This is a genomic window from Giesbergeria giesbergeri, assembly GCF_054779375.1.
Window position 1 is genome coordinate 781,678 of record NZ_BAAGYJ010000002.1, and the last position, 20,299, is coordinate 801,976.

General features: G+C 54.3%; 18 protein-coding genes. 12 read left to right on the top strand and 6 right to left on the bottom strand.

The genetic code is table 11. The features are described from left to right. Positions 1 to 4: 4 nt before the first annotated feature. From ACYVB2_RS07750 to adk, 9 genes are all read left to right on the top strand, one after another. Entirely contained in the window at positions 5 to 631 is a 627-nt protein-coding gene (locus ACYVB2_RS07750) for a GNAT family N-acetyltransferase (protein ID WP_382429886.1), read from the top strand. Positions 632 to 644: 13 nt separating this feature from the next. After that, on the top strand, positions 645 to 3,794 hold the full coding sequence (locus ACYVB2_RS07755; protein WP_382429884.1) for a glycosyltransferase: 3,150 nt from the start codon (positions 645 to 647) through the stop codon (positions 3,792 to 3,794). Then, the gene (locus ACYVB2_RS07760; protein ID WP_382429882.1) at positions 3,787 to 4,779 is read left to right on the top strand and encodes a hypothetical protein; all 993 of its coding nucleotides are present in this window, start codon (positions 3,787 to 3,789) and stop codon (positions 4,777 to 4,779) included. Before ACYVB2_RS07755 ends, ACYVB2_RS07760 begins: the two co-directional genes overlap by 8 nt. Before the next feature lie 187 nt (positions 4,780 to 4,966). Further along, positions 4,967 to 5,608 (top strand): MotA/TolQ/ExbB proton channel family protein, encoded by a 642-nt coding sequence (locus tag ACYVB2_RS07765; RefSeq protein WP_382429880.1) that lies wholly within the window; start codon positions 4,967 to 4,969, stop codon positions 5,606 to 5,608. Then, positions 5,605 to 6,039, top strand: coding sequence for an ExbD/TolR family protein (locus ACYVB2_RS07770; protein ID WP_382429878.1), 435 nt, complete (start codon positions 5,605 to 5,607; stop codon positions 6,037 to 6,039). The genes ACYVB2_RS07765 and ACYVB2_RS07770 overlap by 4 nt, the downstream gene beginning before the upstream one ends. A 30-nt stretch (positions 6,040 to 6,069) precedes the next feature. Beyond that, on the top strand, positions 6,070 to 7,074 hold the full coding sequence (gene lpxK / locus ACYVB2_RS07775) for a tetraacyldisaccharide 4'-kinase (RefSeq protein WP_382429876.1): 1,005 nt from the start codon (positions 6,070 to 6,072) through the stop codon (positions 7,072 to 7,074). 13 nt (positions 7,075 to 7,087) lie between these two features. Next, positions 7,088 to 7,285, top strand: a complete 198-nt coding sequence (locus tag ACYVB2_RS07780) for a Trm112 family protein (RefSeq protein WP_382429874.1) — start codon at positions 7,088 to 7,090, stop codon at positions 7,283 to 7,285. Continuing rightward, entirely contained in the window at positions 7,282 to 8,085 is an 804-nt protein-coding gene (gene kdsB, locus ACYVB2_RS07785) for a 3-deoxy-manno-octulosonate cytidylyltransferase (RefSeq protein ID WP_382429872.1), read from the top strand. The genes ACYVB2_RS07780 and kdsB overlap by 4 nt, the downstream gene beginning before the upstream one ends. Before the next feature lie 108 nt (positions 8,086 to 8,193). Then, positions 8,194 to 8,850 (top strand): adenylate kinase, encoded by a 657-nt coding sequence (adk, locus tag ACYVB2_RS07790; RefSeq protein ID WP_382429870.1) that lies wholly within the window; start codon positions 8,194 to 8,196, stop codon positions 8,848 to 8,850. A gap of 94 nt (positions 8,851 to 8,944) precedes the next feature. Here the strand turns inward: adk and ACYVB2_RS07795 are convergent, their stop codons facing one another. After that, on the bottom strand, positions 8,945 to 9,904 hold the full coding sequence (locus ACYVB2_RS07795; RefSeq protein ID WP_382429868.1) for an asparaginase: 960 nt from the start codon (positions 9,902 to 9,904) through the stop codon (positions 8,945 to 8,947). Then, positions 9,901 to 10,560, bottom strand: coding sequence for a DedA family protein (locus tag ACYVB2_RS07800; RefSeq protein WP_382429866.1), 660 nt, complete (start codon positions 10,558 to 10,560; stop codon positions 9,901 to 9,903). The genes ACYVB2_RS07795 and ACYVB2_RS07800 overlap by 4 nt, the downstream gene beginning before the upstream one ends. Before the next feature lie 88 nt (positions 10,561 to 10,648). Between ACYVB2_RS07800 and mutL the strand changes: the two genes are divergently transcribed. From mutL to ppa, 3 genes are all read left to right on the top strand, one after another. After that, positions 10,649 to 12,571, top strand: coding sequence for a DNA mismatch repair endonuclease MutL (mutL, locus tag ACYVB2_RS07805; RefSeq protein WP_382429864.1), 1,923 nt, complete (start codon positions 10,649 to 10,651; stop codon positions 12,569 to 12,571). A 125-nt stretch (positions 12,572 to 12,696) separates the two neighbouring features. Continuing rightward, on the top strand, positions 12,697 to 14,040 hold the full coding sequence (gene gdhA, locus ACYVB2_RS07810) for an NADP-specific glutamate dehydrogenase (protein ID WP_382429862.1): 1,344 nt from the start codon (positions 12,697 to 12,699) through the stop codon (positions 14,038 to 14,040). Between the two features lie 214 nt (positions 14,041 to 14,254). Continuing rightward, positions 14,255 to 14,791 (top strand): inorganic diphosphatase, encoded by a 537-nt coding sequence (gene ppa, locus ACYVB2_RS07815; protein WP_382429860.1) that lies wholly within the window; start codon positions 14,255 to 14,257, stop codon positions 14,789 to 14,791. An 85-nt stretch (positions 14,792 to 14,876) separates the two neighbouring features. Here ppa and ACYVB2_RS07820 read toward each other — a convergent pair whose 3' ends face one another. From ACYVB2_RS07820 to nuoL, 4 genes are read right to left on the bottom strand one after another with little or no spacing between them, the layout of a single operon-like run. Then, entirely contained in the window at positions 14,877 to 15,212 is a 336-nt protein-coding gene (locus ACYVB2_RS07820) for a DUF2818 family protein (RefSeq protein ID WP_382429859.1), read from the bottom strand. A gap of 42 nt (positions 15,213 to 15,254) precedes the next feature. Beyond that, a complete protein-coding gene (gene nuoN / locus ACYVB2_RS07825; protein ID WP_382429857.1) occupies positions 15,255 to 16,748 on the bottom strand; it encodes an NADH-quinone oxidoreductase subunit NuoN in 1,494 nt (497 codons plus the stop codon). Positions 16,749 to 16,772: 24 nt separating this feature from the next. After that, positions 16,773 to 18,248: an NADH-quinone oxidoreductase subunit M gene (locus ACYVB2_RS07830; protein ID WP_382429855.1), complete on the bottom strand. Its 1,476-nt coding sequence runs from the start codon at positions 18,246 to 18,248 to the stop codon at positions 16,773 to 16,775. A gap of 13 nt (positions 18,249 to 18,261) precedes the next feature. Continuing rightward, entirely contained in the window at positions 18,262 to 20,280 is a 2,019-nt protein-coding gene (gene nuoL, locus ACYVB2_RS07835; protein ID WP_382429853.1) for an NADH-quinone oxidoreductase subunit L, read from the bottom strand. Positions 20,281 to 20,299 lie beyond the last annotated feature (19 nt).

Genomic DNA, 20,299 nt, shown 5'->3' on the forward strand with positions numbered 1-20,299 from the left:
TGTCTTGCGAACTCCTTCTACCCCCGCAGCAGACCACCTGTTCCACTATCAAGGTGTGTCCTGCTTGGTGCGGGCACTGGAAGGAGCAGACATACTGCAACTTTATCCACGGCCCGAAGTGGCGGCGGCCTTGGCCGCTTACCGTCCGTCATACCAACACCAAGAACATCCCCTGCAAGACTGGGTGCAGCGCCTGCAGTGGTTGGCCCAGCTAGATCCTCCGGTAGAGCGCGAAGCACTGGTGTTGCATCGGCGCACCCATACCCCGCTGGGCTTTCTAGCGTTCAGTGCAGTAGACCTCTACAACGCCAAAGCGGAAGCATCGGTGGCGTTTTTTCGTGGTCAAGGCAGCCGTCCTGCGTTAGAGGCCGTGCATTGGCTGCTCCACACCGCCTTCACCGACTTGCCGTTTCACAAACTGGTGTTTTGCGTACACCCTGGCAACCGCTCTGCCATCCAGTTTCTGGCAGGCCTAGGCATTGCGCGAGAAGCCGTGTTGCGAGAAGAATTGCGCACGGCCAATGGCCAACGCACTGATTTATGGCGTTATGCCCTGCTTCGACCAGAATGGCTGGGCAGTTTGGCCCAATCGCGACTGCAACGTTTAGCCCCCTTGCGATCCTCCCCCTAACAGAGACCTGCGTATGCGCTTGCTGGTGCTGGCTCCCCACCCCGATGACGAGTTGTTGGGGTGTGCAGCCCTGATCATGAACACCCTCAATCAGGGGGGTGTGGTCAAGGTAGTCGTTATTACCAATGGCGGGTTGGGGGGTGATCCGCAAATACGGCAACAAGAATTACAAGCCGGACTGGCCGTACTGCAAGCCCCCCCAGCGCAATGCTGGGAGCACCAAGATGGTGCCTTACCCCTGAATCAGGCCATACAGGAACGTTACCGCGCCTTGGTCAGTGCCTATCACCCCACCGATATTGCACTACCGGCACCGAGTGAATCCCATCCAGACCACCGTCGCCTGACACGAGGGGTGGTGGCTGCCCTGACCCAGCACTGGTCGGGTGAATTGTGGTTTTATGAAACCACCAGCCCGCTACCGTACCCCAACCACATCGAGCCCTTACTGCTCGAACGCAAACTCCAGGCGCTGGCCTGCCACGCTTCCCAACAGGCACAGTATGACTACCAAGCCCATACGCAGGGTCTGGCGACCTTGCGTGGTGCGGCGATTGCAGCGCCACATGGTGAAGCCTATGTCCGTTATATGTGGGACGGTAGCGAACAAAATTTTTTTGAAAATCGCCCCTTGGTCTCAGTCGTGGTACGGGCCGATGATCCCGCTCTATTAGCGGTAGCCCTGCTCAGTCTGGCCGAACAGAGTTACGACCAATTAGAAGTGGTGGTGGTTTGGCATGGGAGCACTTGGCCCACAGAGGGGCCAACCACTGTACCGATACGTGTGGTGCAAGGGCCAGGGCCGCGTGCGGCCAACCTCAATGCAGGCATAGCGGCAGCACAAGGCGAATATCTCGCCTTTCTCGATCAAGACGATGTCTGGCTCCCAGACCATCTGGCACTGCTAGTGACCGAACTAGAGGCTGCCCCGCTGCTGGATCTGGCCTATGGCGACTACCGTCTGGCCACTTGCGACTACCAAAAAGGCAAGGTGCAAGTACTCGATACAGGAGAGCCGCTAGGCCAAGATTGGCGGGCAGGCCGTCTACTGGCAGGCAACCACATCCCCCTGCACAGCTATGTCTGCCGCACACGACTGGCACAACGCCTCAGGTTCGATGAAGCACTAGAGGCCTATGAAGATTGGGACTTCTTGGTTCGTGCCGAACTCGAAGGTTGCACCTTCAGGCGGGTTCCGGAGCTGGTGTGCGAATACCGCCAATATCCCAAGCCGGGTGAAAAAGCAGATCTGCAAACCCAACATGAACGCAAAGGCTATCTGGTTTGGCGCCAAGCTGTGTTGCGCAAAATTGTGGAACGTCTCTCATTGGCAAGCCTCGAACGCCTCGTCAATCTGGTGGATGCCTTGGAGTCAGAACGAAACACTGCCCAAAAACGCGCCCAAGAGCACGCCACCCAAGCCCAGCGCAGCCAGCAAGCACTGCAGCATGGGCAAAATACCCTCACGCAGTTGCACCGTTGGGCTGATTTGTTAGCGCCTGGGTCTATCGCCAGCTCTAGCCTCAGCCGTCTGGTGGGCCAAGCCTTTCAAGCGGGCCCGACCTTTGCCATCATCCTGCCAGTTTGTGATCCGGCCCCCGAATTTTTGACCGAGGCTGTGCACTCGGTACTGCAACAAACGTACCCGCACTGGCAACTCTGTATCGCTGATGACGCCAGCACCCACCCCCCGGTGCTGGCGCTACTGGAGCAACTCAAGAACTTGGCCGCGCAAGATCCACGTCTGCGCATCCAGCACCGTCCCCAACGGGGGGGTATTGTGGCGGCCTCGCAAACAGCCATCGCCTTGGCACAGGCCGACTGGGTGGCCTTTCTGGATCACGACGACCGGCTCGATCCCGATGCCTTATTGGAAATGGCGGGCTGTATCCGCAGCCATCCAGATCTTGAATGCCTTTATACCGACAGCAGAATGATCGACCGCAACGGCGCATTGCTGCACACCTACCACAAGCCAGACTGGGCACCAGAAACCCTGCTGCACCTCAATTACATCAATCATTTGACCGCTGTACGCCATGACGTGCTCACACAGGTAGGTGGGCTACGCGAAGGCTTGGATGGCAGTCAGGACTGGGATTTGTGGTTGCGTCTGGCAGCACGGCCCCAGTTGCAAGTCAGACACATCGCCCTGCCACTGTACGACTGGCGGGCCACTGAGACCTCGGTAGCCTATGCAGTATCGGCCAAACCCTATGTGCTAGAAGCGGCCTGCCGCAGCGTTTCGCTCCATCTACAAAACCAAGGCTTACAACACGTCCACAGCCAGCCCGCCAAACAAGGTGCGGGCTTGCGTCACCAATGGGAAGCTCCACTAGAACCCCTCACGGTCGTGATCCTGACCCACCACAACCCAGAGGACTTGGCACGACTATTGACTTCGCTACAGCAGCAAGATTACCCCTCGCTGCAAGTGCTACTGGTATGCAACAACGTTTCAGCAGATGACCACGCCACCGCACAACTGGTGGCGTTAGCACAGCACCAAACCGGATGGCGCGTTCTGTACGACAACCGCCCCTTCAACTGGGCTGCACTCAACAACACAGCAGCCCGCCATGCCATCACGCCTTGGCTACTGTTCCTCAACGACGATGTAGAACTCAAAGCGCCCACCACCCTGACCCAACTGGCCCGTTATCTAACCCTAGACACAGGCATCGGTATTGTTGGTGCCCGTTTGGAATATGACCCACAAGACGGCGGCGGCCTACAACACGATGGCATCGCCACCGACGTTGGCTGGGGCGCACGCAATATCGTGGATGAACGCGATGGCAAAGGCCTGAATATTCCGCGCAATGTCTCTGCGGTCACGGGTGCCTGCCTACTCACCCGGCGCACCGTTTTTGATGCCTGTGGCGGATTTGATGAACGATTTGCCGTATCTTTCAACGATGTGGACTTCAACCTGCATGTCCGCCAACTCGGTTGGCGGGTGGTGCAGGCCAGCGATGTCACCTGCATTCACCGTGAATCACGCACCCGTGGCGTCATGAACACCGATGCCCAGCGCACACAACTCCAGCAAGAATCCCAACTTTTGCGGGATAAATGGAAAGACTTCTTGCAAGAGACCTACCGTCTGCACTACCAAATGCGCTATGCCGGAACCCACATCATTGCGATGAACCATGACTAAATCTCCGCTGGCCCGTTGCACAGTGCGCGCCATGACCGAGTCCGACTGGCCTGCGGTACAGGCGGGGTTCATGCACAGCTTTGTGACACACCGCCCCCCCCAAGTCTGGGCTTGGCGTTATCAGTGGCACCAACCACATCAGGCAGGCTGGCGGGGCTGGATCAGTCAAGCACCCGATGGCACCGTGGCTGCCTTTTTCGGCGCCACGGTGCATCGTTGCTGGATACAAGGGCAAGAGCAGCCCTTACTGATAGCACGCGACAATTACAGTCACCCGTTATGGCGCCACCACTCCGGAGCTAGCCGACAAGGGCTGTTTGTTTCCACAGAACAGGCGTTTCATGCCGCTGGTGCTCAAGAGGCACTCCTGTGTATGGGGATAGGACTCGATCGACGGGCACGCCTGAGCACGTTACTGAATGTTTGCACCCCATACCACAAGGGCCATTGGTGGCGCCAATCTCTACCAACTCCATCCCCACAAGAACATGGCTATGCCATCCAGGTTCTACCCACACAATTTGCCGAACCGACCTGGAACACTCTGTGGGCACAATACCGTCAGGGTCTACGCATCTCACTGGTACGTGATCGTGAATTCTTGGCTTGGCGTTTCGATGATCGCCAAGGACAACCTTATTGGCGTTTTGCATTGTGGTCTATCACCTCTGCTGCGCCTGTAGGCTTTGTGGTTCTGACCCCCACCGAACCAGGACGGGCCATCCTCGTGGATCTGGTGCTCCCTCAAGCGCCCCAGGCTGTGCGTGATGCTTGGCTCCAAATAACCCGCTGGCTACGAGACCGTGGCATCTCCCACCTAGACACCTTTATCGGACAAGCCTGCCCCGCACACCCATGGTTGCCCTTGCTTGGCTTTACACCCGTGGCCCCGCCACTGCCTGTGCAACCCGTGTACCGCTGCTACACGCCACTGGATTTTGACAACGACTACCCCTTTACTCTGGCAGACAGCGATCTTTATTGAACTGCCTATTTTTTCATCAACCTGTCACTTTCACGCAGTGATGCGGGCTAGCAAGGTGGCAGGTAAAGGTTTTCCACAACCTTGTCCACAGAGAATGTGGATGACCCAGTGCAGCAGACGGGCCACGCCAGAATGAAGGCAAGCTAGGAGATAATCGCCGTTTCCTTACCCGAGCGGAGAGAGAACATTGTTGTCGATCATACAAGCCGCAGGCTGGCCCATCTGGCCTTTGATTGCCTGTTCCGTTCTGGCGCTGGCGCTGATTATTGAGCGTTTTGTCACCTTACGCACAGCGCGCATCACCCCCCCACAATTGCTCCAAGAAGCCATGACGGTCTCTAGCAGCGGTGTTCCTAGCCCAGACGTGGTGGCCCAATTGGCACAGAACTCTGCACTGGGCGAAGTGCTGGCCAGTGGGCTACAAGCCATCAACACCAATCCTCGTTGCACTGAAACCGATCTGCGCGCCACCATGGAAGGCACCGGCCGTGCAGTGGCTCACCGATTAGAAAAATACCTCAGTGCGCTAGCCACTATTGCCTCAGCAGCTCCCTTGCTGGGTCTGTTGGGCACCGTCATTGGCATGATCGAAATTTTCGGCTCACAAGTCGATGCAGGCGGACTCGGACAAACCATCAGCAGCGGCAACCCAGCCCGGTTGGCACATGGTATCTCTGTGGCTCTGTACAACACAGCCTTCGGGTTGATCGTGGCCATTCCTGCACTGATTTTCTGGCGCTATTTTCGCGCCCGTGTGGATGCCTATCTGCTCACGCTCGAGTTGTCGGCAGATCAGTTTGTGCGCCACCTAATGCAATTGCGCAAATGAACTTCCGCCCGCGCCAGAAAGAAGAACCGGAGATCAACCTGATCCCGTTCATCGACGTACTGCTGGTGATTCTCATCTTCCTGATGCTGACCACCACCTACAGCAAGTTCACCGAGATGCAACTAACGCTGCCTGTGGCTGACACCGAACAAATGCGTGATCGGCCCAAAGAAATCATCGTCGCCGTAGCCGCTGATGGTCGCTATGCTGTCAATAAAATGGCCGTGACTGGCAAAGGCGTAGACCCTATGGCTAGCGCCTTGCGCGATGCTGCCAAAGGGCAGTCGGGCAGCATTATCGTCATCAGTGCCGATGCCACAGCCCCTCACCAAGCCGTCATCACCGTGATGGAGGCAGCACGCCGTGCTGGGCTAACGCAAATCACCTTTGCCACCCAATCGTCAGCCAGTACAGGGGCGGCCAATCCCTGACGTACACCCAAAGGCAGGCTTCCTTCAATCATGTCTGAAGCTGCATTGCGCCGCCTATGGCACCATCGCCACTGGGGTGCCAGGCTCTTATGGCCCTTGTCCCTGCTTTATGGGCTGCTGGCGCGTGGGCGACAAATCCTCTACCACTGGCGTTGGCTACCCACACAACATCCGGGGGTGCCCGTCATTGTGGTGGGTAATGTGATTGCTGGGGGTGCGGGCAAAACGCCAGTGGTCATGGCCGTTGTCCGCCATCTGCAAAACCAAGGCTGGCATCCTGGTGTAGTCTCACGCGGCTATGGCCGTCATAGCCATGACTGTCGTAGCGTCCAAGCTGATAGCCACCCAGACGATGTGGGTGACGAGCCTCTGCTGTTGGCACAAACCTGCAACGTGCCAGTGGCCGTTGCCCCGCAACGCATAGATGCTGCCCGCCATTTGCGAGCACATCACCCCGAGATCAACATCATCGTTTGTGATGACGGGCTACAACACTGGGCTTTAGCGCGTGATGTCGAGATCTGTGTTTTCAACGAAGACGGAATCGGCAATGCTTGGTTGCTCCCAGCTGGCCCCCTGCGCGAACCTTGGCCCCGTGCCGTCGATTTGGTGGTACATGCTGGGCCTCCTCCCGTCAGTAATGCCCCCACCTTTGCCCTGAAACGCCAACTGGCTCCTTGGGCCATACGTGTTGATGGCACCCGAGTGCCCTTGTGCACGTTGCAAGACCAACCATTGGTAGCAGTAGCAGCCATTGCCCGACCCGAACATTTTTTTGCCATGCTGGCAACCCAAGGGCTACAGCTAAACCGCACTGTGGCCCTGCCCGACCATTTCAACTTCGAGGGTTGGCAATGTCCCACTCCGGCTAATCAACCCCTGCTGTGTACAGAAAAAGATGCCATCAAGCTCTGGCGCCACCACCCAGAGGCACTGGCTGTGCCATTACAAGTAGAGATAGCCCCCGAATTTTTTATGGCACTCGACGCCCATCTGGCCCGCACACTATCATCACGCCCTTCCCCTTGCCATTGAGCCTTGCACCACCATGGACCCGAAACTGCTTGAACTGCTGGTTTGCCCCGTCACCAAAGGCCCGCTCATCTACGACCGTGAATACCAAGAACTGATCTCGCGCAGTGCCCGGTTGGCTTACCCGGTACGCGATGGCATTCCAGTCTTGCTGGAAGACGAGTCGCGCCCCCTGAGTGATGACGAACTAGAACACTGGGCATCTTTGGCATGACGTCCGGCACTACTGACTTCACCGTGCTGATTCCGGCACGGATGGCCTCCAGCCGCCTGCCCAATAAACCACTGGCAGATATTGCAGGCCTACCGATGGTCGTGCGGGTAGCCCAACGTGCAGCACAAAGTGGCGCTCTGCGTACCGTGGTGGCAACCGACGATGTCCGCATCCAGCAAGCCTGTGCCAACCACGGCATCGAATCTATCCTCACGCAGCCCCATCATGCCAATGGCAGCGACCGCTTGGCCGAGGCCTGCGCACTACTGGAGCTGTCCGGAAATGATGTGGTGGTCAATGTGCAGGGCGATGAACCATTAATAGATCCCCTGCTGATTGCTGCCGTGGCAGCACTACTGCACCAGCACCCCAGCGCCAGCATGGGCACCGCTGCCCACCCCATTAGCACCTTGGCCGACTACACCAACCCCAATATCGTCAAGGTGGTGTTAGATGCTCACCATATGGCACAGTACTTCAGCCGTGCCCCCATTCCCCATGCCCGCGATCTGGCAGGCACTGCGTGGTGGGATGGCCGGGCCGCCCAGAGCCACACCAACATCGCCGCCCTGACAGGCTTTGCACCACTGCGCCATATTGGCCTCTACAGCTATCGGGCAGGCTTTCTGCGCCAGTTTCCACAACTGGCACCCGCCCCCACCGAAGCCCTTGAGGCTCTAGAACAATTGCGCACCCTCTGGCATGGACACCGCATTGCAGTCCATGTCACGGCCACTGCTCCCGGCCCTGGTGTAGACACCCCCGAAGACTTAGAGCGGGTACGGGCCTTGCTGGCGTAAGCCCGACCACAGGCAGTGCATGCTATCCTTGCCCGCTGACAAGAACGCTGCGCCCAGAACATTTCCGGTCAGCGGCGGCCATCCATTTCCACATCCAGAGGACTTTCCATGAGACTGATTCTGCTCGGCGCACCCGGCGCTGGAAAAGGCACGCAAGCCACTTTCATTTGCCAGAAATATGGCATTCCACAAATCTCTACTGGCGACATGTTGCGTGCCGCTGTCAAGGCAGGTACGCCACTGGGTATTCAAGCCAAGGCCGTGATGGATGCTGGCGGCTTGGTCAGTGACGACTTGATCATCAACTTGGTCAAAGAGCGTATCACCCAGCCCGACTGTGCCAACGGCTTCCTGTTCGATGGCTTTCCACGCACCATTCCTCAAGCCGATGCCATGAAGGCTGCCGGCGTCAAGCTCGACTATGTACTCGAAATTGACGTGCCCTTTGACGCCATCATTGAGCGCATGGGTGGCCGCCGCTCGCACCCCGCATCGGGCCGCACTTACCACGTCAAGTTCAACCCACCCAAGGTGGAAGGCCAAGATGACGTCACCGGGGAGCCACTGGTACAACGCGATGACGACAAAGAAGAAACCGTCAAGAAACGCTTAGACGTCTACAGCGCCCAAACCCGTCCGTTGGTAGACTACTATAGCCAGTGGGCTACCCAAGAGCCAGAAGCAGCGCCCAAATACCGCGCCATCAGTGGCACGGGCACCGTAGAAGACATCACTGCCCGCGCTTTTACAGCATTGGCCAGCTGATCATCTGTCCGTGCTGTCCGGTGCTGCGCCAGCACCTGTAACGCCCCGTCAACCACGGGGCGTTTTTATGTGTATTTCAGCGCAATTGCTGGGCCTATTGGTGGAGCAACTGCAGCAACAACGTAATCCGTGCCTTCACCGGGCTTAAACCCGGTGCCCAAGGCCAACGGGGAGGCCTGTTTGGCGTCGAAACCAACGCCCCCTGCACACAACGGGTACTCACCAACACAGCAACCCCCATGGCTTCTGCCCGCTCCAAGGCTGGGATCAAGGCCTGATGAATGGTGCCATTACCTGTGGCTGCCACTACCAGCCCCTGTACACCACTGGCCACCAAAGCGTCTACAGTGGCGGCACTGGCTCCAGCATGGCTCACGACAATCTCAACCCGAGGCCAACAGGCGGCAGAAGGCAACACAGCTTTCTCCACATCGGCTTCAAGGGCTACAGTCACCCACGGCTGTGCCATGCGCACCCGCCCCTCTTCTACCCAGCCCAGCACCCCACCATCACCTGAGTCAAAGGCATTCAAGCGATAGGGGTGTACCTTCTGCACACGTTGGGCCGCATGAATCTGCCCGGCACAAACCACTGTCACACCTTGGGCACCAGGTTGTGTAGCCACCACCACCGCATCGCGCAAATTCTGTGGGCCATCAGCAAACAAAGCCGTAGCGGGACGCATCGCACAAGTCAACACCACCGGTTTGCTCGCTGGCAACACACTGTGTAAAAACCATGCCGTCTCTTCCAACGTATCTGTGCCGTGGGTAATGACCATGCCGCACACCTGTGGGTCACGCAGATAGTGTTGGCAACGAGCAGCCAGCGCCTGCCAAATAGCTGCATCCATGTCCTTGCTATCTACCTGTGCCACCTGCTCTGACACTAGGTCTATACCAACCGGCACAGTGCCCACGCCATCTAACAAAACCTGCACACTGCGTTGTGCTGCGCTATACCCCAGATTGTCACTAGAGCAGACGGCCGTGCCTGCAATAGTCCCCCCCGTACCCAACACCACAAGACATGGCTGCCCCCCCGCCACATTCACAAAGCACCTCCCTCAACAGCACTGTTGCGGGCTCCACGCCAGGCCCCCAGAAGGGCGATCACACCTGGCACCAGAATCAGCCCCCAGATGATCTTGTCTAAATTTTCTTGCACCCAAGGCAAATTGCCAAAAAAGTAACCGGCCGTACAAATGCCCAGCACCCAAATCAAAGCCCCCACGACATTGAAGGCGGTAAATTTGCTACGCCCCATTGCAGCCACCCCCGCCACAAATGGAGCAAAGGTACGGATAAAAGGTATGAAACGGGCCAACACAATCGTGATGCCACCATAACGCTCATAAAACGCATGGGCTTGGTCAAAGGCACGGCGGTTGAACCAGCGTGAATCTTCCCACTGAAACACCTTCGGCCCGAAATAACGACCTATCGTGTAATTGCATTGATCACCCAGAATAGCCGCAGCCAACAGCACCGCACAGGCCGGAGCAAATTCGATCAACCCCGCACCACACAACGCCCCCACAATAAACAGCAGCGAATCCCCCGGCAGGAACGGCATCACCACAACACCTGTCTCCACAAACACGATCAGAAACAGCAGGGCATAGACCCAGACACCATAGGCCAGCACAAAGGCTTCAATGTGCTTGTCCACATGCAGAATAAAATCGAGCAGAAAAGAGATAGCTTCCATGATGGGGTGTTCCAGCAACAGGCGGCAATTATCGCCATGCCTGCCTACAATCCCTGTGGTGAATGCCCCTACAGCCCCCTCCCCTCTTATGTCCCGCCCCATTCGGGACTTGCCTGACGAACTCATCAGCCAAATTGCAGCAGGCGAAGTCGTCGAACGTCCAGCCTCCGTAGTTCGCGAACTGCTAGACAATGCCCTCGATGCAGGAGCGACACACATCACAGTACGGCTATTAGCCGGTGGCGTGCGCCTGATTGCAGTAGAAGACAACGGTTGCGGCATACCGCACACCGAACTAGCACTGGCCTTGCGGCGCCATGCCACCAGCAAAATCAGCAGTCTGCACGAGTTGGAAACCGTAGCCACAATGGGCTTTCGGGGTGAAGCCCTTGCCGCCATCTGTGCCGTGTCAGAAACCGCCTTGCTCTCACGGCCCCCAGAGCAAGACAGTGCCTTTTTGCTCGATGCACGCAGTGGTGAAGTACGCCCTGTGGCACGCAGCCAAGGCACCACCGTAGAAGTCAAAGAACTGTTCTACTCAACACCCGCACGGCGTAAATTTCTCAAATCTGATGCCACAGAACTGGCCCACTGTATCGAAGCTGTGCGCCGTCAGGCACTGGCCAGGCCCGATGTAGGCTTTGCCATCTGGCATGAAGGCAAGCTTGTAGAACAATGGCGGGCCACATTGGTACCAGGTCAAGAAGGCAAAGACGCACTTGCTCGCCGCCTTGGCGATGTGCTCAAGCAAGATTGGGTGGCACAGTCAACGGCTGTGCAATATACGCAAGGGCTGGTCACTGTCACAGGACGGGTAGGGCTACCCGAGGCAGCCCGCACACGCCCCGACCAACAATTTGTTTATGTCAACGGACGTTTTATACGAGATAAGATCATCACCCATGCTGTGCGCAGCGCCTACGAAGACGTGCTGCACGGGCAACGCCAACCCGTCTATGTGCTCTATATCGATATAGATCCGGCCCGTGTGGATGTGAATGTACACCCCACAAAGATTGAAGTACGCTTCCGTGACAGTCGAGAAGTGCATCAGGCCGTACGCCATGCCATAGAGAATGCCTTAGCCCTTCCGCGTGCCGGAGTGATGCCAGCGGCCACACCCGCTCCCGCTCTAGCCCCACCCACCACCACGCACCGCCCTGCCCCTGACGGGGCAACACGCAGCCCAGCACCGCTACGCAAGCAGGCCGCTATCGCCTTGGAAGAACGGGCTGGCCACCGTGTTCACGATGTAAAACTGCTGTGGGAAGCCCCCTCTGGTAGTGCAGCAACCCATCAAGTGGCAGAGCGCAGCAACCCAGATGGCTGGAGCCCCACTACTGCTGTCAACCAACAAGCCACATCCTCTTCTGAAGAAGCTCTTACTGTTGCACTCCCACCCACAGCGCCCCACCCCATCACATCCTGGCCTCTGGGCCAAGCTTTGGCACAGCTACATGGCATCTACATCTTGGCCCAAAACGCCCAAGGCTTGGTGCTGGTAGACATGCATGCCGCTCACGAGCGTATTGTTTATGAACGCCTCAAAGCACAAACTGCTCACGGTCACCAAATGGCCAGCCAACCGTTGCTGATTCCAGCCACTTTTGCAGCGACCCCTGAAGAAGTGGCTACAGCCGAAGAGCAAGCCAAGGCATTGGCCTTGTTGGGCCTAGAGATCACGCCTTTCTCCCCCAAAACACTGGCTGTCAGAGCAGTACCAGCGCCTTTGGCACAAGGCGATGTCATCGAACTGGCCCGCAGCGTTCTGGCCGAATTGGCCTCCCAAGAGGTCAGCACCACCATAGAGCGCGCGCGCAACGATATTCTGGCCACGATGGCCTGTCATGGTGCGGTACGAGCAAACCGCATACTCAGCTTGGACGAAATGAATGCCCTGCTGCGTCAGATGGAAAGCACCGAACGTTCTGACCAATGCAATCATGGGCGCCCCACGTGGCACCAACTCACCCTACGGGAACTGAACGCACTATTTTTGCGCGGCAAATAACCAAAAAGGGGATTTTTTCTATCAACTGCCCAATGTTGCACCAATATGGGTATGGCAACATGACTTTTTGACATAATGTTGCACTCCAATGATGCAACACCCTTTTTTGCAAGAAAGTTTTTGACATGAAGTACCAGTCCGTAGGCCAATTCCTTGAACAAATCGCCCAGCGCAATCCTGGTCAGCCTGAATTCCTGCAAGCCGTGACCGAGGTCATGGAAAGCCTCTGGCCCTTCATCGAAAAGAACCCCAAATATGCCGAGTTTGGCCTGTTGGAGCGTTTGGTCGAACCAGAACGTGTGATCATGTTCCGCGTCAGTTGGATGGATGATCAAGGCCAAGTCCAAGTCAACAAGGGTTACCGCATCCAACACAACATGGCAATTGGCCCCTACAAGGGAGGCTTGCGCTTTCACCCCTCGGTCAATCTGTCAGTACTCAAATTCTTGGCTTTTGAACAAACCTTTAAAAATGCACTGACCACCCTGCCGATGGGTGGCGGTAAAGGCGGCTCTGACTTCGACCCCAAGGGTAAAAGCCAAGGCGAAATCATGCGCTTCTGCCAATCATTTGCCTCCGAACTGTTCCGCCATGTCGGAGCTGATACCGATGTACCGGCAGGTGACATTGGGGTAGGTGGCCGTGAAGTTGGTTTTATCGCTGGCATGTACAAAAAACTCAGCAACCGTGCAGACTGTGTGTTCACGGGCAAGGGTCTAAGTTTTGGTGGCTCACTGATTCGCCCCGAAGCCACCGGCTACGGCACCGTCTACTTTGCCAACGAAATGCTCAAGGCCCGTGGCAAGTCCTTTACTGGCTTGACCGTCTCTGTATCTGGCTCTGGCAATGTGGCGCAATACGCTGTAGAAAAAGCCATGCAACTGGGTGCCAAGGTCATCACTGTGTCGGATTCCAGTGGCACGGTGGTGGATCAAACAGGCTTCACTCCCGAAAAACTGGCCCTGCTCATGGACATCAAGAACAAGCAATATGGCCGTGTCAGCGATTACGCTCAACAAGTAGGTGCCGACTTCCTGCCTGGTGTGCGTCCTTGGGGTATTAAGGTCGATGTGGCCCTGCCCTGTGCCACCCAGAATGAACTGGATGAGAACGATGCCAAAACACTGATCGCCAACGGCGTGATTTGTGTCGCTGAAGGTGCCAATATGCCATCTACTATCGAGGCAGCCAAAGCATTCGAAGCAGCAGGCGTACTGTATGCGCCAGGCAAAGCCTCCAACGCTGGGGGTGTGGCCACCTCGGGCCTAGAGATGAGCCAGAATGCCCTGCGCCTCAACTGGACACGCGAAGAAGTGGATGCACGCCTGCTGGGTATCATGCAAGGCATTCATGCGGCCTGTCTCCAATACGGTCAGCGTGCTGACGGAAGCGTCAGCTACATTGACGGCGCCAACATCGCAGGCTTTGTCAAAGTGGCCGATGCCATGCTTGGTCAAGGCGTACTCTGAGTCTGCGGAGACACCCCATCCCCACTGCACCAACCATTCAAGGAGCTTCGGCTCCTTTTTTGGTGCCAAAAACCAGCTCCACACCCATCAGCCCCCCCGACTCCACACTGAAACCACTATGGTGCAAGGCGGCTGAAAGGGCTCAGCCAGTAAAATCAACGGCCTGTCACAATATGTGGATACCCGGCATCTCTCAACAACCTGATCGACAACCATGTCCCTGAACAAAGTTACTCCCGGCAAGAACGTTCCAGAAGCTTTCAACGTGGTCATTGAAATCCCAATGGATTCTGACCCGATCAAATACGAAGTGGACAAGGAATCAGGTGCCATTTTCGTGGATCGTTTCATGACCACGGCCATGTACTATCCCTCCAACTATGGCTATGTTCCCCAAACGCTGAGCGGTGATGGTGATCCAGTGGACGTGCTGGTGATCACCCCCTACCCCCTGCTTCCTGGTGTTGTGGTACCTTGCCGTGCCCTCGGTATCTTGAAAATGGAAGATGAGGCAGGCGTGGATGGCAAAGTTTTGGCTGTACCCACCAACAAAGTGCTAGCCATGTACTCGCAGTGGAAAGACATTGGCGATGTCAATCCTATGCGCCTCAAAGCCATTAGCCACTTCTTCGAGCACTACAAAGACTTGGAAGAAGGCAAGTGGGTCAAGGTTCTGGGTTGGGAAGGTGTAGAAGCCGCTCACAAAGAAATCACAGACGGCATCGCCAACTACGAGAAAACACAGGCCTGAGCACTGCGCTATACAGCCTGACAAGACAAAAGCCTGCCCGGAATTGATGTCCGGGCAGGCTTTTTTTGATGTGATAAGCAGCAGATTAGAGAGACTCTAAACTAGGCGAGATCACTGGTTGACGATGGTGCATCAAATAGCGAAATACAAAACCTGGAAATGCCAGTGTCAGAAACAAGGCCGCGGTAATTGCGTAAAACTCCCAACCTTGTGAAACCACCTGACCAGCACGCCACTCCAAGCCCAAGGCCAACAGTCCCACCAGAAAATACCAGCAGACTAGCTCCAGCAGGCGCCACCACAAGCTCTTTTGTTGTTGGGGCAGTGGCCCTAACAACAAAATACGCTGGTGAAAAAATGGCAAGTTAGCTGCTAAAAAAGCGACCAACACCACCAACCAAACTGCACTGGCTTGGGTCATAAATACCTTTAGAACACACCCCGATGTATGACGCGTACCACGTTAAGTAGCCAAAGAACGCACAATCGCATCAGTACACAACGACATCAGACCACTGGGCAAAATCCCCAAAATCAGTACCAATGCACCATTAATGGTTAAAACAACGCGCACTTCTAAAGGAGCCGAAACGCGAGTGGCCGTCAAAGGTGCATCGAAATACATCACCTTCACCACACGCAGGTAATAGAACGCACCAATCAGCGACATCATTACCGCAAAAACTGCCAGTGCAATGTATACCCCTTGACCAGAAGCCATCAAAGATTGCAACACTGCCAACTTAGCATAGAAGCCAACCAACGGAGGAATACCTGCCATCGAGAACAAGCAAATAGCCAAAACGCCTGCATATAGAGGACTACGCTGATTTAACCCAGCCATATCGGCAATTTCTTCACTTTCGAACCCTTCACGGGCCAATAGCAAAATAACCCCAAATGCTGCCAACGTTGTCAACACATAGGTAACAACATAGAACATGGCAGAACTATAGGCGCTCTGAATAGTTGCAGCATCAACATTTCCATTCACCACACCAGACATCAAGCCCAACAAGACAAAACCCATTTGGGAAATAGTCGAGTAAGCCAACATCCGCTTGAGGTTAGTCTGCGCAATCGCAGCCAAATTACCCACCAACAGGGAGGCAATAGCCAGAACGCCCAACATTTGTTGCCAATCAATTGCCAAGGGCAACAAACCATCTACCAACAAACGCATGACGATGGCAAAGGCCGCCAATTTTGGAGCACCACCAATCATCAAAGTAATAGCTGTAGGGGCACCTTGATACACATCAGGAACCCACATGTGGAATGGTGCTGCACCCAACTTGAATGCCAAACCAGCCACCACAAACACCACACCAAAGACCAACACCTGATGGCGAATCTGGCCAGAGTTGACTGCCTTGAAAACTTCACCAATATCTAGGGAGCCTGTAGCGCCATAGATCATGGAGAGGCCATAAAGCAAGAAACCACTGGCCATTGCCCCCAGAATAAAATATTTCATTGCAGCTTCAGTTGCTGTCGTGTGATCACGACGCAAAGCCACCAAAGCATAACCAGACAACGTCAACAACTCCAAGCCCAAATAAATAAGCAAGAAATTATTACCGCCGATCATGACAAACATGCCCAGCAATGACAGCAAGCCCAAAGTGAAGAATTCACCTCCACGCAACATGTCACGATCAGCCGCATAAGGGCGACCATAGATCAAGGTGACAATCATAGCGACTGAAGCAAAACACTTAAGCCAGTTCCCCATTGGGTCGCTGACCACCATATTTCCAAAACCATAGAAGGTATTGCCGCTACTAGCATATACCCCTTGCAGCACTGCCAACACCACCAGAGTAAGGATGGTGAGAATGTAGGTTCCGGTACGGCGGGGGCTGTTCACACCCAGATCGGCCAAAGCGATCACGCAGGTCATGACCAGCAGCAGTATCTCTGGGTAAATCGCAAGCCAACTGATGTTGTCAATCATCTCGGGTCTCTCAGTTCAGTATGCTCAGTTCAGCTTGGACAAGGCCACATGCTTGAGTAGCTCAGCCACAGAAGCATCCATCACATCGGTAAAAGGACGAGGGTATAGGCCCATATACAACACTGCCACAGCCAAAACAGCCATGATAAAGAATTCACGACCACCAATATCTTGGAGGGCTTTCACATGGTCATTGGCGACTGGTCCCAAGTAGACACGCTTGAACATCCACAGACTGTAGGCAGCGCCCCAGATCAACGCAGTGGCCGCACCCATACCTACCCAAAAATTGGACTTCACAGCACCCAAAATTACCATCCATTCACCCACGAACCCTGCTGTACCTGGAAGTCCAGAATTGGCCATCGTGAAAAGCAGTGCAAATGCTGCAAACTTAGGCATGGTATTGACTACACCACCGTAATCAGCGATTTCACGTGAATGCATACGGTCATACAGCACACCAATCGACAAGAACATGGCACCCGAAACAAACCCGTGAGAAATCATCTGCACAAGGCCGCCCGATACACCTAAGTCGTTGAACAAGAAGAAACCCAACGTCACAAAACCCATGTGTGCGACAGAAGAGTAGGCGACCAACTTCTTCATGTCTTTTTGCACCATTGCCACCAAGCCAACGTACAACACTGCCAGCAAAGACAATGCAATCATCAACCAAGCCCATTCACGGGATGCATCAGGGGCAATCGGCATTGAAAAACGCAGAAAACCGTAGGCTCCAAGCTTCAACATAATAGCAGCCAACACTGCAGAACCACCTGTTGGCGCTTCCACGTGAACATCTGGCAACCAAGTATGCACTGGCCACATCGGCACTTTTACAGCAAATGCAGCAAAGAAGGCAAAGAACAACAGCGTTTGTGCGCTGGCACTCAAAGGCAACTTGTGCCAGCTCACAATATCGAAGCTACCGCCTGACTGATGGTAGAGATAAATCAGTGCAATCAGAGTGAGCAAAGAACCCAACAACGTATACAGAAAAAACTTGAATGCCGCATAGATCTTACGTGGCCCACCCCAAATACCAATGATCAAATACATTGGAATCAAAGTAGCTTCGAAGAAAACATAGAACAGCATGCCGTCAAGCGCGGCAAAAACACCAATCATCAATCCTGACAAGATCAGGAAGGCACCCATGTACTGATTCACACGCTCAGTAATAGATTCCCATGAAGCGATCACCACAATGACAGTAATGAATGCTGTCAATGGAACGAACCAGAACGAAATCCCATCAACTCCAAGATGATAGAAAATGTTGAAAGTTTCAATCCATGGTGTTTTTTCGACGAACTGCATAGCAGCAGTACCCGTCTGAAAACCGCTGTAGAGAGGCAACGTGACCAGAAAACTGATCAGTGCGCCAATTAAAGCCAACCAACGTACAGCACGCACTTGCTCTTCACGGCCAAAGGCCAGCAACAACGCACCAAACGCGATAGGCGTCCAGATAGCAAGACTCAACAAACCCATTTTTGTTTTTCTCCTACTTGTTGAGCCAGACAAACCAAGTCATGAGAGCAAAAATGCCCAACAGCATGACCAATGCATAGTGGTAGACATACCCTGTCTGCACCCGGCGAACCAGCCCTGCAATCCATCCGACCAGCTTCCAAGAACCATTGACAACTACACCATCAATCAATACCTGGTCGCCACCCTTCCACAAGCCTACACCCAATGCACGAGCACCACGTGCCAAGATATTCTCATTGATCCAATCAAGATAATACTTGTTTTCCAGCAAGTTAAAGATAGGCATACACGCCTTCTTAATTGCTGTAGGTACGGCCGGGTTAACCATGTACATGTAGTAAGAAAGTGCTACACCAGCCAACGCTAACCAGAAAGGTGCTGTTTGCAAGCCGTGCACAGCCATGGCTACAGGACCATGAAAGATTTCTGCTAACTTAGCCATGGCGGGATGCTTCACAGCATCGACAAAAATCACATCCTTGAAAAAGTCGCCGAACAACATCGGCTGGATGGACATAAAACCGATGATCACAGAAGGAATAGCGAGCAGCACCAACGGCAACGTCACTACCCAAGGAGATTCATGTGGCTTGCCATCACCATGATGATGGTCATGGTGATCGTCATGGTGGGCATCTGGGTTCTGATCGTAGCGTTCTTTTCCATGGAATACCAAGAAGTACATACGGAAAGAATAAAACGCTGTGACAAACACACCAGCCAAAACCGCAAAATGAGCAAAACCAGCAGCAGGAAGATGACTAAAGTGCACTGCTTCAATAATACTGTCTTTGGAATAAAAACCAGAAAACAAAGGTGTACCAATCAAAGCCAGAGAACCTAACAAAGAGGTAATCCAAGTAATAGGCATGTACTTACGTACCCCACCCATCCAGCGGATATCTTGGTTATGGTGCATACCCATGATGACTGAACCCGCGCCTAGGAACAACAGTGCCTTAAAGAAAGCGTGGGTCATCAGATGAAAAACAGCCACTGAGTAGGCAGATGCACCCAAAGCTACCGTCATGTAACCCAACTGAGACAGCGTTGAATAGGCCACAACCCGCTTAATATCGTTCTGAATGATCCCCAGAAAACCCATGAACAACGCTGTAATCGAACCAATGACCAAGATGAAATTCAATGCCGTGTCACTCAGCTCAAACAATGGCGACATACGTGCCACCATAAAAATACCAGCAGTCACCATTGTCGCTGCATGGATCAGTGCAGAGATTGGAGTGGGACCCTCCATCGAATCAGGCAACCAGACATGCAAGGGAAATTGTGCCGATTTACCCATTGCACCGATAAAGAGGCAAATACAAACTACTGTCACCAACATCCAGTCCGTACCGGGGAATGACAGGGCGCCCAAGTGTGCAGCTTTGCTAAAGATTTCGCTGTAATTCAGCGTACCAGTAAAGGCTGCAATCAAACCGATACCCAAAATGAAACCAAAGTCACCAACCCGGTTAACTAAGAACGCCTTCATGTTGGCGAAGATTGCCGAAGGCTTATTAAACCAAAAACCAATCAGCAAATAAGATACCAACCCTACTGCTTCCCATCCAAAGAAAAGCTGCAACAGGTTGTTGCTCATGACCAGCATGAGCATAGAGAATGTAAAAAGAGAGATGTAAGCAAAGAATCGGTTATAACCGTCATCTTCTTCCATATATCCAATGGTATAGATATGTACCATCAGAGAGACGAAAGTCACTACACACATCATCATTGCAGTTAGTGAATCAATCAGGAAGCCCACTTCCATCTTGAGACCACCAACAACCATCCACGTATAAATGGTCTCATTAAATCGAGCACCATCAACGAGGACACTTTGCAAGGTCATTGCTGACAATACGAAAGCAACAAAGACACCTGCAATAGTCAGCATGTGCGATGCACGACGACCAATCCAGTTACCACCAAAAGTGGTACCAAAAATGCCGGCGAGCGCAGCACCCACCAGCGGGGCTAGCGGAACGGCTAACAGCGTTGAAGCAGAAAGGGTTTGACTCATTGTGGAGAACCTTGCATAT